The organism is Bacillus sp. NSP9.1 (assembly GCF_000465465.2).
GTDB classification, from domain to species: domain Bacteria; phylum Bacillota; class Bacilli; order Bacillales; family Bacillaceae; genus Bacillus; species Bacillus sonorensis_A.
Window position 1 is genome coordinate 2830492 of sequence record NZ_CP048273.1, and the last position, 13144, is coordinate 2843635.

The window sequence follows — 13144 nt, forward strand, 5'->3', positions numbered from 1 at the left end:
TCAATTCTCTTCAGGAGCATTGTCAAATAATCATCGTGAAGAAAGAAACCCTTCTTTGTTCATGCAGAAGGGCTTAACTCATATATTATATCAATTTCTAAAGAGATCACAACTCTAATCAAAAATGTTTCACAATCAAATACAGATCATCCCCTATCCCATGGGCGATTCCGTCGAGAATGGCCTCAAGGTTTTTGGCATAGGTATCCATTTCCTCCTTGTTGTCGCAAAAAAACACGGCTGTGCCTCCAATCACCCGATCTCGCCTTGTTGTGACGACTGCCAAAATAAATTTTTCGATCGACTCGCTCATTTTATCACCTTACCGTGCTTTTCTTTTATAAATTCCATCGGCACCCGAATGGCATTTTCAAGCGTTGGGACATCTCCGATCACTTTGATGGCCATATCCTTATCCCTGATGGTCGGAAGGACAAATACTGCGACTCGACCGTCATTTAAATCCCTTTTCGCCAAAGGGGTGAGCGACGGTTCCCCTGAATCCCTGTAGACGCCGAGTACATTTGAGACATCGAATAATATCGCCTGCCTTTGGCCGAGATTGGCGAGCGTCACCGCTGAATTAAAATTTTTCGGCTTCAATATGAAGCCCATGCCATGTTCAAGGATCAACTTTTGCTTTTCGGGAATACCGATGTTCATGATGTAAATATCGTCGACATACAAGCCTGCGCCCTCAAAATGCGGCTTTTGATACTCTATATCGGCAATGTGCTTAATAAAACTGCCGGACATTAAAATTCTCCCGGCGATAAAACAGATCACGACAACCGCAAGCCCTGCCCATACGGAAGAAAAAAGGATATAGGCCAAAGTCGTTAAAAGCGATGTGAAAATGACGATATAGTTCCGGCTTTCAAAGGCTATCGCAATCCCTTCGATGTATGTGCTCCCTCTTGAAACGAGCTCATAGCCGTCAAGCTGTGTCAAAGTTTCCCTTTCCATATTGCGGACATCCCTGAATTGGGTGGCAGCCAGCGTTAAAAAGGTGATCGCTGTATAATCGGACTTTAATATGGACGGTATGATGATCGCTCCGATGCTTGCAGCGATCATCGCCAGTGCGATATGGATCGTTTTCCCGTGAAGATAGGTGGGATACTGGCGATAATCGGTCCTCAGCATATACACTCTGACGCCAATACCTGCTGTTATTCCCAAGATAATCGGATAAGTATAATGAGTCATGACATTTTTGTTGCTCCTTTATTCAATCGCTTCCATTTTTGATGAATCTGTTGGACAAGCCGCTCATATTGGGAAATCCCATACACGAGAACGATGCCGGCTGAGCACATGGACAGCCAGGTATATCCGCCGACAACGATGTCCCCGTAAAGCTTTCTGATGATAAGCGAGTACAAAAGCTCCCCCTGGCACATGCCAAGTACAAACAGCGCCAGGCGGCTGGCGAAGCTTTTTTCAAAAGCCGCCGTCATGATCATAAACAATACGATGATCAGCCATTCAGGCTTTAGGATAAACCAAACCGGATCATATAATGCAAAAAGAAACAAAAAGCCGTAGGCAAACACCATTGCAAGATGGAGAAACAGGCGCTTGATGCTTTTGTGAATCGACTGATAGCCGCCCATGATCAAAGCGCCTGTAAAAAAAAGCAGATACGCCGCATTAAAAGACAAGGAGAAGTGCAGCTGATACATACTTAAAATAATGTTGAGCAAAATAAATGCCGAAGCAAATAAACGGCTCCTGTTTTTCTTCAGGATAAACGTTGTCAAAACCCACAAAAACCACATTGACCAAAAGTAATAAAATTGTTCCATTTTTCCATCCTCCATATTTCAGTATGGAGCGGCTGACCGAATTTTAAACCTGTGTAAAGGAGGGGAGCAGGAATGGGAAAAGACAGGCAGGAAAAGAAATTGAGAAAAGACAGGCGCACCGAGTCTGACCGGGATCAGTCCATCAGGCATAACGGAGCGACCTCTCTCGAAAGCGCTGAAGAAGCACGCAGGCGAAACCCATAAAAAAACCGGCTTGGTTAACCAAGCCGGTTTTTTTAACGCAAACTGTAAGCGGAAGGATCAATACCTCTTGCTTTCAGCCAATGATATGTCTCCCCTTTTATGACGAGAGGAGCTTTTTTGAGTTCTTCAATGGTCTGACAGCCCAAAACGGTCATGATCCTTTTCAAATCTTCGATCAGGCTTGTGATTTCCTCGACTAAAGCGTCTTCGCCTGATTCTGTCAGCACCTTAAGAAAATAGCCGGCCATGCCTGCAGCAGACGCTCCTAAAGCAATCGACTTTGCCAGATCAAGAGCATCCTGAATCCCCCCTGAGGCGATAACCGGACGATTCCTGAAGGCAGAGCAGACCTCGGCTACACTTGCAGCTGTCGATATGCCCCATTGATTGAAAAACCTGACCGCTTTGTCCCTGCGCAGATTCTCGATTTTCGAAAAATTCGTTCCGCCAAAACCGCCGACATCCACCGCTTGCACCCCTGCTTCAAACAGTTTGGCAGCGGTGTCCCTGCTCATGCCAAAGCCCACTTCTTTCACAGAAACGGGCACAGAGACTTTGCGGCAAATGTCCTCGATCTGGCGCAGTCTGCCGGTGAAATCGCGGTCCCCTTCAGGCATGACCATTTCCTGAATGACATTGAGATGAATTTGGAGCATGTCTGCTTCAATCATATCAACGGCTCTTTTTGCCTCATCAACCGTCGCTTCGCTTCCTAAATTGGCGAACACAAGCCCATTCCGGTTTTCTTTACGGACAATTTCATAAGAGGGCCGTTCATCAGGGTCTTTTAAAGCGGACATTTGCGATCCTACGGCAACGGGTATGTTCACGGCTTTGGCCGCTCTCGCCAGCGCTTTGTTAATCTCAAGCGTTGCTCGTCCCCCTCCGCCGGTCATTGCATTGATAAAAATAGGCGAACTTAAGAACAGTTCGCCTATTTTTGTTGAAGTATCAACTTGTGACAATGCCGTTTCCGGAAGGCTGACGTGAACAAATGTAATATCATCAAACCCTGTCTCGCGTTTTTGTCCGGTGGACAAGGCGTGTTCAATGTGTTCCTTTTTTCTCTCGGCTCGCGTCACCATTATCACCAAATTACTTTAATTTATTCAGTTTATCTCCAATCATTTCACCAAGCTGGAATCCTGTCGATTCTTCCTTCGCCTGATATTGGCGGTAATCTTCCTGTTCAGCTTTTTCATTGTTTTCTTCAAGCTCTTTCATGCTTAAAGAAATCCGTTCTTCGGCTTCATTGACATCGAGAACCTTAACCTTCACGTCCTGGCCTTCTTCAAGCACTTCGTGAGGTGTTCCGATGTGTTTATTTGAGATTTGGGAGATGTGAACAAGTCCTTCAACCCCAGGAAGCACTTCGACAAAAGCACCAAAGCTTACCAAACGCTGCACTTTACCGTCAAGGACGTCTCCAGGCTTCACTTTTTCGCCGATGTTCGCCCATGGTCCAGGAAGCGTCTCTTTGATCGATAATGAAATTCTTTCATTGTCGCGGTCAACTGAGAGGACCTTGACTTTGACTTCCTGGCCTTCTTCAACAACGTCTGACGGTTTCTCAACGTGTGAATGGGAAAGCTGGGAAATGTGGACGAGGCCGTCAATGCCGCCGATATCAACGAATGCTCCGAAATCGGTCAAACGCTGCACCTTGCCCTCAATAACCTGTCCGGCTTCCAATGTCTGCAGGAATTCCTGCTTTCTTTCGGACTGCTCTTTTTCAACAACCGCGCGGTGGGATAAAATCACGCGGTTTTTATCTCTGTCAAGCTCAACGACGATTAATGTAAGCGTCTTTCCTTTATAATCTGCAAAATCTTCAACAAAGTGTGCTTCGACAAGTGACGCAGGGATAAATCCGCGCACGCCTATATCGACCACAAGACCGCCTTTGACGACGTCTTTGACTTCGGCTTCAAACACTTCTTTTGACTCAAATTTTTTCTCTAGGTCTTCCCAAGCGCGGTCTGCATCAACAGCACGTTTTGATAAAATCAATGCATCGTCTTCCACTTTTGTTACTTTTAATTCAAGCTCATCGTCGATATTCACGACATCTGACGCTTTTTCAACATGGAGACTTGATAATTCACTGATTGGGATAATACCGGTTTGCTTGCAGTTGGGGATGTCAACATCAACATGCTTGTCCTCAACTTTCGTTACAATACCTTTCACCACATCTCCAACCTCTGGCACCTGAACATCAATTTGATTCATTTCCTCTGTCATTTCAATAACCTCCTTGGTCCAAACCTACACAGCTTTTGTGAAAACGGTTATTCCGAACCGGATGCAACACCCAGTCCGGACAGCCGAATATGTATTCAAGAACCATTCAAAAATGGATATTTGAATGTTCTATAAAATGATTTATTATTACTAACTTCTAATAAAAGCCTGTGTTTGTCAAGTCAAAACATGTAGACAATAAGTAATTTGCCCGGAATTTTTATTTTTGAGCCTTTTTGTCTACAATTTGCAAAATTTTTTCAGCCACCTCATCAATGGACAATGATGTCGTATCGATTTCAAGCGCGTCTTCCGCTTTTCTTAAAGGGGAAATCTCACGCTCGGAATCCAGCTTGTCGCGGCGTCTGATTTCTTCTGCAAGCGTTTCATAGTTTACATTGTACCCTTTTTTGACGTTTTCTTCAAAGCGGCGTTTCGCCCGCTCTTCAACGGACGCCAAGAGAAAGATTTTCACTTCCGCATCCGGAAGCACATGTGTGCCGATGTCACGGCCGTCCATTACGACTCCGCCTTTTTCGGCAAGCTGCTTCTGCCTTTTTGTCATCTCTTCGCGAATGCCCCCGTGTTTGGCGACGATCGACACTTGATTGCTTACATCGTCCGTTCGGATGGCTTCCGTTACATCCTCGCCTGCGATATATACCTTCTGCTCCCCTTCTTTTGTAACCGAGAGATCGATGACGGCGCCTTTCAATAAAGCCGTCATCGAGGCTTCATCTGTCAGATCGACGCCCTTTTCGAGCGCTAAATACGTGATGGCCCGGTACATAGCGCCCGTATCAATATAAACATAGCCCTTTTTTTTAGCCACGATTTTCGCCACTGTGCTTTTTCCGGCAGCGGCCGGGCCGTCGATTGCGATACATAATTTCTTTTCCATAATTCCTCTCCTTGCTCTCTGGTACTCCTTATAGGATTGTATCATGTTCTAGGTGAAAAAGGGGAGATTTTCATGTGATTTACGGTTTAAATGTCTCGATCCATTCGCCGATTTTCATTTTGTTGACACCTTCATACTGCACAACTTTTGACAGATAAGGCTCGGCTTTTGAAAAATGAAAAAGAAGCTGGACACATAATAAAATCAGGCCTTGCACGATGAGAATTTTCAGCAGTATACGCTCAATTGTCTTCATAATGATTCCTCCGTGGAGACGTCCGGAAAACACCGGATCGCGCCATTTTTCAGGAAACGGCAGATGAAGCCGCTTTCCATACCATCAGTATGGAAATGTTCGGGTTTAATTATTCCACATGCCAAAAAGGAAAAGGCAGATGAGCGCCTTTTCCTTTTTGTTTAAAGATCCTTGTAGATCGGTTCCGCACTTTTCATTTTTTCGATTTTCTCTTCGCTGCCGTCATCGGCGTTGATGAACATTCGGAAGGTGTCATTTTCGATCGTACCGAGTATTTCATAGCATAACACTTCCTGAGAAAGGTCGTTTGTAATCAGTGCGAGGCGCGTTTCCTGAACCTTCACATTCGGGTTGAGGTTCGCTTTCGCTTTTTCCGGCGTCAATTTAGGCTTCGGCAGATCTCTTTTTTTATGAGCCGTGAGAAAATCCTTGGCGTTAAAGCCGACGATTTCACCGTCATCAAGAGCGACTTTGATCCGGATGCTGTCCGGATAAAGCCATACATCATCCTGGACCGGGACGAATGAAAAGACGCCGACACCGTCATATTGCGAGCTTTCATCCATTTCCAGTTCGCCGACGTTATAGCCGTTCTTTTTCAAAAACTGAAGCGCCCGGTTTGATGCATCATTCAAACTGATTTTTTCGTCTTTGATCTGTTTATTTTGGATGAGATAAACCGGATATCCGCCTTTTTCTGTAATATCCATATAAATATCCGCTTTTTGGTCAGGGTCTTTCATGCTGATGCTGTAGACATCCCTGTTCGTTTTCTTCCCGCTTTTTGCCACTTTGATATTATGGTTTTTATCCGGGGCGAACTTTTGGGCAATTTTGCGCGCTTCTTTTTCGGTTATTTTTTCACCCTCTAAATGACCGTATCCCTGCTGCTCTTTTTTCATGCTCGTCTTTGTGCCCGCGCCAAAATCGCTTTCCGAAATGGCGCTTGCGCTTTTTTCCACCGTTTTAAAGCCGTTGATAATCGTGTTGTCGCTCTGCTTTTGCCCTGATGCCAGCGCAAGCTCGACGTCCATCCATCTTAAATTATTGTCAATGACCAAATGCTGGACATTGCGCAGCTCATTTTGTATATCCTTTGCATTTTCATAAAGCTTGTTTAAAGAGGCGTACTCCTTTTTGCTCAGCGGCTCTTTATCAAGGTCCCGCACCGCTGCTTTATAGCTGAAATCCCCGACGTTTGCCAAAAACTCTTCCGTTTTGTTAAAAGGCATTAACGTCAGCGGCAGCTGGCTGACATTGTTGTGCGCTTCAGACGTCGTTTTCCACACTTCCGCCAAAGCGGGAGACAGCGTTTTTTTGCTGTTCATGGCAAGCGTGCTGCCGATTTTATCATGGAGCTGGTCCACCTGATAGGTTAAATCGTGGAACGCCCGCTGATAATTGTTTTCTGCGTGCAGGAGCACCGCATCTTTTTCCTGATGTTCTTTATAGCCCCAATAGCTTGTTCCGACAATGGCGATTCCTAAAACGGCGATTAATATTCCTCTGATCAATTGATAACACCTCGCTTTTATTCACAGAAAATGTGTTTGCCGATTCTTTTGATTTGAGGTCTTCCCCATATCCATGAGCTTGTGGCCGTATCGGGATTAAAATAGTACAAAGCGTTTTCCGAAGGGTCCCATCCGTTGATGGCATCAAGCACGGCTTTTTTCGCCGTTTCATTCGGCGTCATATAAATTTGCCCGTCAGCCACAGCGGTAAATGCCAGCGGCTCAAAAATAACGCCGGCAACTGTATTTGGAAAAGTGGAGCTTTCAAGCCTGTTTAAGATGACAGCCGCAATCGCAACCTGGCCGTCATACGGCTCCCCGCGCGCTTCTCCGTAAACCGCCTGGGCCAAGAGGTTGATGTCATTGTTTGAAAAACCGCCCGGCATGTTGGCAGCCACGGCATCTTGTTTCTTAGGTGCAGCATCCTTCGGCTTAGCCTGCTTTTTCGGCTGTTGAGGAGCTGCCTGCTGCTGTTGCTGCGCGGTATCCTGCTTTGGAGCGCCCTTTTGGCGCTGTCTGGCTTCCGCCTTCTGTCTCGCCTGACGCTGCACCTCTTTCGAAGGCTTCGTCTGATACTTCAGCGGCATACCGCCGTAATGTGTGAATTGATTGCCTTTTCTTAGCTGTCTGTGAACATAGTCTTTGTAATATTTCGTATGATTGATCAAATATCGTTTCGTTTTCGGACCGACGAGACCGTCAGTCTCATTTAATCCAAACTGATGTTGAAAATTGCGGACGGCCCAGTATGTCGCCCATCCATAAACTCCGTCAATTTTGCCATTATAATAGCTGTTATATTGAAGTCTTGCCTGCAGTTCAATCACATCATCCCCCGTTGCCCCCCGCTGTATCACCTGATCAGAAAAGGCGGAGCTTTTTTGACTGAATGGAAGTGAAAGACTGATGGCCATAATGGTACAAAACATGACTCTTAAACAAAAAGAACCTTTCGACTTCATGTTTTAAGCCTCCTCCAGCATTTTTGTATCCATATCTTTTGTAGAGAGGCAGATTTTATACACGCTTTCCTTTCTGTTTCATCCGCGGCAAAAAAATGGCAGGAACGCGATTTCAGCCAATAAAAAAAGCCGCCTCATTGGCGGCTGTCGAATTTTTGTCGTCCTTTCGCGGACTTTCAGCGGTGTGAGGACGCGGCTGTTCAGGAAGGACGTCCTGAGCCATCAGCCGCCGTTTCTCAGCACACCTGTCAACAAATATCAGCACTGAACCGGTTGACGAACGGCTAGAACTGCAGCGGCTGTTCTCCGGCATTGACTGAGCGGGCTTTTTTTGCTTTCCGCAAACCGAACCACCAGAGAAAAGCCATAAACGGCAGTATAAAATAAATCCAGTTGTTCAAGGCAAGAAGAATATAGTCATAAAGGCCGTGCAAAACGGCCGGGATCAGGAGCGAGAGCAAAAGCCATTTCCTCATCGTTTTCCGGGTTGAAAAACGGGCTTTGCCGATATAAAAACCCATGATCACGCCGAATAAGGCATGGCTTGAGACAGGGAGCAAAGCGCGCATGAATGCGTGCTCCACCCCGTTTCCGATGAGGTATAAAATATTTTCCAGCGTGGCAAACCCCAATGAAAGGCTTGTCCCGTAAACGATTCCGTCATAATGTTCATCAAAGTCGGCATGCTGAAAAATGCTGATCATCAGCAAAAACCACTTTAAAAATTCCTCTAAAAATCCGGAAGATAAAAACGAAATCAGAAAGCTGCCCTCGGAAATGTGTTCTTTTTCCAAAACATACTGTATAAACATTGTCGGAAAAACGAGCAAAACCCCCAGTATAAAGAGGCGGATCACCATATGAATGGGCTCTGATTCATATTTTTCCTTTAAGTAAAAATACATTAACAATGCGATTCCGGGAGCTATGCCTGCGGAGATAATTCCGAACATGAGGAAACCTCTTTCCTTTTCATCTGATTCTATCCTATCATGATTCGGAAGGTTTTGAAATTGAAAAAGACGCTCCGTTAGTAGCAGAACTTTTCCTTTATGCCGCTCTCATAGCTGGCAAGCAGAACCGCCAATTTCATCCTCGCTTTTTTGCTGTCGTAATCTTTGCCTAATATGACGCCTTTCTTTACCAAATCATAGCAGCTGCCGGCATAGTCATAAGTGGTATAAACTTCGCCTTCCTCAGCGCTTGTCGTGATGACGATATATACACCCCTTTTTAGCGCATCCTCAATATCCGCCATCATCTTCGGGGTCACCTGTCCCCTTCCGACCCCCTCCAGCACGATGCCGCTAGCGCCTTCATTTACAGCAGCGCGGACAAATTTTCCGTCTGCATCGAGATAGCATTTGATAATATCCACTTCCGGGAGAGGCTTTTTCAGTTGATGAACGTCCCGTCTTAATGGTTTTTGATAAACATACACTTTATCATTGTCAATGATCCCCAGATAACCAAAGCCAAAAACGTCAAAGCCCTGCAGATTGGAGGCATGGACTTTTTTGACATAGCGCGCATTAAATATTCTTTCGTTAAATACAACAACCGTGCCGGCTCCCATGAGTTCCTTGCTGCATGCCGTATAGACGGCGTGCCTGATGTTTGAATAGGCGTCACTTCCCTGCTGCTCGGGAGCGCGCTGCGAGCCTGTGACAACGACAGGCCGGTCATCCTGGATTGTTAAATCTAAAAAATACGCTGATTCTTCAAGCGAGTCTGTCCCGTGCGTGACAACGGCTCCGTTATAAGTCGGGTCCTGAAAAGCCTGTTCGACCGCGTGTTTAAGCTCCAAAAGATGCCGAAAGGTGATATGCATGCTTGGAAGCTGAAATGCCGGGAACACATCAATCTCAACATCTTCAGGAAGGTTGCAGATTTTGGCCAGCTCCGTCCCGCTGATAGCTCCCGCAGCAAGTCTTCCGCTTTCGGTTTTTCTGCTTGCGATCGTTCCGCCTGTTGTGATGAGAGCTACTTTGTTTTTCATCTCGTGCCGCCCCTTTTCGTCATGATCTGTGTGCCGATAAAAAAGAGCACATCTATGTATAGAATGTGCTCTTCTTTCCGCATTACACATCATGAAGCGGGAAATTTAGATCCGTTTGGCGATTTCAGCGGCGATTAAACCGCCGTGAAAGCGGCCGTTTTCAATGAAAATTTCATTGGCATTGTTGCCCGCTGCGATCACACCCGCTATAAAAATGCCATCCTCATTCGTTTCCATTGTGTCTTCATTGAAAAACGGACGGCCTGTTTCAGCATCGATCTGAACGCCCATTTTTTGCAGGAAGCTGTGGTCGGGATGATAGCCAGTCATCGCGAATACGAAATCGTTTTTGATGCTCTCCTCCTGCCCGTCAACTGTAAAAATCAGCCGGTCCTCCGTAATTTCTTTGACGACCGCACGGAACTCCATCCGGATTTTTCCGTGTTTGACAAGGGAGACAAATTCCGGAAGAATCCACGGTTTGATGCTTGAAGAATACTCTTTTCCCCTGTATAAAACCGTAACCCTCGCGCCTGCTTTCACAAGCTCCATCGCAGCGTCAACACTCGAATTTTTCCCGCCGATGACCGCTACATCTTTATCAAAATATGGATGGGCTTCTTTGAAATAATGAAAAACCTTCGGAAGATCCTCACCCGGTACATTCATATAGTTCGGATTGTCGTAGTACCCGGTCGCAATGATGCAAAAAGAGGCCAAATAAGTGTCTTTGGACGTTTCTACTTTAAACTGGTTCTTTTCGGTTTTCGTTACGGAATGAACCTTTTCAAAAGCGTTAATTCTCAATTTTTTCCGTTTCGCGACTTCTCTGTAATAAGACAGCGCCTGGTTTCTGACCGGCTTGTGATTCTCGGTGATAAATGCCACATCGCCAATCTCCAGCTTTTCGCTCGAACTGAAAAAGGTCTGGTGTGTAGGATATTGATAAATACTGTTTACAACATTTCCCTTTTCAATGATGAGAGCGTCCACCCCGATCTCTTGCATGTGGATGGCTGCAGAAAGCCCGCAGGGGCCGCCGCCGATAATGATCACTTTTTCTTCTTTCATGTTCCGTTCATCTCCTGTCATATCCGAAAAACAAAAAATCTCCTATTTTAGGATAGGAGATTTTTTGACTTGTTGCAAATGCTATGCTTAAATCCAGCCTCTGAACCTGGATGCTTCCGCCATCTTGCGGACGCCCACCATGTAGGCGGCCAGCCGCATGTCGATTCTGCGGTTGTGGGACATTTCATAAATATTATTAAATGACTTCACCATCATTTTTTCCAATCTTTCTTCCACTTCTTCTTCCGTCCAGTAGAAGCCCTGATTGTTCTGCACCCATTCAAAGTAGGAAACCGTCACACCGCCCGCGCTTGCCAGCACATCAGGCACAAGCAAAATATCGCGGTCGGAAAGGATTTTCGTCGCTTCAAGCGTTGTCGGCCCATTGGCGGCTTCTACAACGATTTTCGCTTTGATGTTGTGCGCATTTTCCGCCGTAATTTGATTTTCAATCGCTGCCGGCACTAAAATGTCGCACTCCAGTTCAAGCAGCTCCTGATTTGTAATCGTGTCATTGAACAGCTTTGTGACGGTTCCAAAGCTGTCACGGCGGTCAAGGAGATAATCGATGTCAAGTCCGTCCGGATCGTACAGACCGCCGTATGCATCGGAAATTCCGACGACTTTCGCCCCTGCATCATACATGAATTTCGCCAGGTAGCTTCCCGCATTTCCGAACCCCTGCACGACGACAGCAGCCCCTTCTATTTCGATGTCCTTTTTCTTCGCCGCTTCTTTAATGCAGATTGTAACCCCTTTTGCTGTCGCAGATTCTCTGCCGTGAGAACCACCTAAAACGAGCGGTTTTCCGGTAATGAAACCCGGAGAGTTGAATTCATCGATTCTTGAATATTCGTCCATCATCCATGCCATGATTTGAGAATTAGTAAATACATCGGGAGCCGGCACGTCTTTTGTCGGTCCGACAATTTGGCTGATCGCCCGAACATAGCCTCTGCTTAGACGTTCCAGTTCAGGAAAGGACATATCCCGCGGATCACAAATGATCCCGCCCTTTCCGCCTCCATATGGAAGGTCGATGATGCCGCATTTCAGACTCATCCATATAGAAAGCGCTTTAACTTCATTTTCTGTAACTCCCGGATGGAAACGGATGCCGCCTTTTGTCGGCCCTACTGCATCATTGTGCTGAGCGCGGTATCCCGTAAAAATTTTAACAGACCCATCATCCATGCGAACCGGAATTTTCACCGTTAAAAAACGAATCGGTTCTTTTAATAATTCATACACTTCTTCCGGATACCCTAATTTTTCAAGCGCCTTATGTATCACCGTTTGCGTTGATTTCAAAACGTCGAGTGTATTTTCTTCAGTATGACCGGTGTTTTGATCGGCTACCATTTTCAGTTAACCTCCTAAAGTCTTTCTGGCATGTTGTCCTTTCAGAGAATAGTATACACCCTCGCACTAATGATGCAAAGAACAATCAACCATTTTTCGTGAAAATATTCGAGAAAAATCTTATTTGTTATATTCTTATTTTCGGCAGAAAAAAACTGCTGTTTAACACAGCAGAAAAACTTTTGTAAATGCGGTCTATTTAAAGTATGTCTGAATGGTCTGGACGGCGTTGTTTTCCATGATTTTATTCCCGTATTCCTGAAGCCTGTAAATGGTTAAAGTTGTCGGGCTTCCATATTCGGCAAGGATTGAGATCACGCCGTCGACGGAACGGGAGTCGAAATCGTCGAGGCTCAGGAAGTATCTGTTTTCATAGTGATACACCGTTCCGCCTTGGATTCCGATCCGGTCGAGGTTTTTAGACAGCTCGATCAGATGCTCAAACGTTTGGAATTCATATATAATGTCAACACTTTCGCCAAGCTTGACCTGCATTTCGATATAATCCTCATCATACTCATTATCATCTTCATCTGTTTCTTGATTTTTGGTGACAATGATGACCATTCCTTGTGCCTGAAGAGAATACACTTCCACAGCAATTGGGCCATTCGCTTCAAACCCGAGCTCTGTATTCGCTTCGTTCATCATGTCTTTAAACAGCTGCTGAACTTTAAATGAGTCCTTCCAAAGGTCTTCTTTCGTCAGCCCCCGGTCTGTCAGATCATCAAGTGTCAGAAAAATCTTGATCTTATTGTAATTTAGACGCTCAAGCCGCATAACGTTCCCTCCTGCCTCTTCTTGCACACATCATATATCTTAT

15 protein-coding genes are annotated in these 13144 nt (G+C 45.6%); 1 reads left to right on the forward strand and 14 read right to left on the reverse strand.

Annotation, left to right across the window (positions count from 1 at the left end; genetic code table 11):
• Positions 1–118: 118 nt before the first annotated feature.
• From M654_RS14685 to M654_RS14695, 3 genes are read right to left on the reverse strand one after another with little or no spacing between them, the layout of a single operon-like run.
• Positions 119–313, reverse strand: coding sequence for a capping complex subunit for YIEGIA (locus M654_RS14685; RefSeq protein WP_026587631.1), 195 nt, complete (start codon positions 311–313; stop codon positions 119–121).
• Complete coding sequence (locus tag M654_RS14690; protein ID WP_026587632.1) at positions 310–1209, reverse strand: YIEGIA family protein; 900 nt, start codon at positions 1207–1209, stop codon at positions 310–312. The genes M654_RS14685 and M654_RS14690 overlap by 4 nt, the downstream gene beginning before the upstream one ends.
• Positions 1206–1808 carry a YphA family membrane protein gene (locus M654_RS14695; RefSeq protein ID WP_026587633.1) on the reverse strand — a complete coding sequence of 201 codons (603 nt, stop codon included), beginning with the start codon at positions 1806–1808 and terminating at the stop codon, positions 1206–1208. The genes M654_RS14690 and M654_RS14695 overlap by 4 nt, the downstream gene beginning before the upstream one ends.
• A gap of 72 nt (positions 1809–1880) precedes the next feature.
• Between M654_RS14695 and M654_RS14700 the strand changes: the two genes are divergently transcribed.
• Complete coding sequence (locus M654_RS14700; RefSeq protein WP_077736575.1) at positions 1881–2012, forward strand: YpzI family protein; 132 nt, start codon at positions 1881–1883, stop codon at positions 2010–2012.
• A 32-nt stretch (positions 2013–2044) separates the two neighbouring features.
• Here the strand turns inward: M654_RS14700 and fni are convergent, their stop codons facing one another.
• From fni to M654_RS14755, 11 genes are all read right to left on the reverse strand, one after another.
• On the reverse strand, positions 2045–3094 hold the full coding sequence (gene fni, locus M654_RS14705) for a type 2 isopentenyl-diphosphate Delta-isomerase (protein WP_026587634.1): 1050 nt from the start codon (positions 3092–3094) through the stop codon (positions 2045–2047).
• A gap of 13 nt (positions 3095–3107) precedes the next feature.
• On the reverse strand, positions 3108–4256 hold the full coding sequence (rpsA, locus tag M654_RS14710) for a 30S ribosomal protein S1 (RefSeq protein WP_026587635.1): 1149 nt from the start codon (positions 4254–4256) through the stop codon (positions 3108–3110).
• A gap of 220 nt (positions 4257–4476) precedes the next feature.
• Positions 4477–5157, reverse strand: a complete 681-nt coding sequence (cmk, locus tag M654_RS14715; protein WP_026587636.1) for a (d)CMP kinase — start codon at positions 5155–5157, stop codon at positions 4477–4479.
• 79 nt (positions 5158–5236) lie between these two features.
• The gene (locus tag M654_RS14720) at positions 5237–5413 is read right to left on the reverse strand and encodes a YpfB family protein (protein WP_163170561.1); all 177 of its coding nucleotides are present in this window, start codon (positions 5411–5413) and stop codon (positions 5237–5239) included.
• A 161-nt stretch (positions 5414–5574) separates the two neighbouring features.
• Positions 5575–6927, reverse strand: coding sequence for a germination protein YpeB (ypeB, locus tag M654_RS14725; protein WP_026587637.1), 1353 nt, complete (start codon positions 6925–6927; stop codon positions 5575–5577).
• Positions 6928–6944: 17 nt separating this feature from the next.
• On the reverse strand, positions 6945–7856 hold the full coding sequence (gene sleB / locus M654_RS14730; protein ID WP_372709714.1) for a spore cortex-lytic enzyme: 912 nt from the start codon (positions 7854–7856) through the stop codon (positions 6945–6947).
• 317 nt (positions 7857–8173) lie between these two features.
• Positions 8174–8842 carry a glutamic-type intramembrane protease PrsW gene (prsW, locus tag M654_RS14735; protein ID WP_026587639.1) on the reverse strand — a complete coding sequence of 223 codons (669 nt, stop codon included), beginning with the start codon at positions 8840–8842 and terminating at the stop codon, positions 8174–8176.
• 77 nt (positions 8843–8919) lie between these two features.
• The gene (locus M654_RS14740) at positions 8920–9888 is read right to left on the reverse strand and encodes an asparaginase (protein ID WP_026587640.1); all 969 of its coding nucleotides are present in this window, start codon (positions 9886–9888) and stop codon (positions 8920–8922) included.
• A gap of 105 nt (positions 9889–9993) precedes the next feature.
• Positions 9994–10959: a YpdA family putative bacillithiol disulfide reductase gene (locus tag M654_RS14745; protein ID WP_026587641.1), complete on the reverse strand. Its 966-nt coding sequence runs from the start codon at positions 10957–10959 to the stop codon at positions 9994–9996.
• Positions 10960–11046: 87 nt separating this feature from the next.
• Entirely contained in the window at positions 11047–12321 is a 1275-nt protein-coding gene (locus M654_RS14750) for a Glu/Leu/Phe/Val family dehydrogenase (protein WP_026587642.1), read from the reverse strand.
• 195 nt (positions 12322–12516) lie between these two features.
• A complete protein-coding gene (locus M654_RS14755; protein ID WP_026587643.1) occupies positions 12517–13101 on the reverse strand; it encodes a genetic competence negative regulator in 585 nt (194 codons plus the stop codon).
• Between the last annotated feature and the right edge of the window lie 43 nt (positions 13102–13144).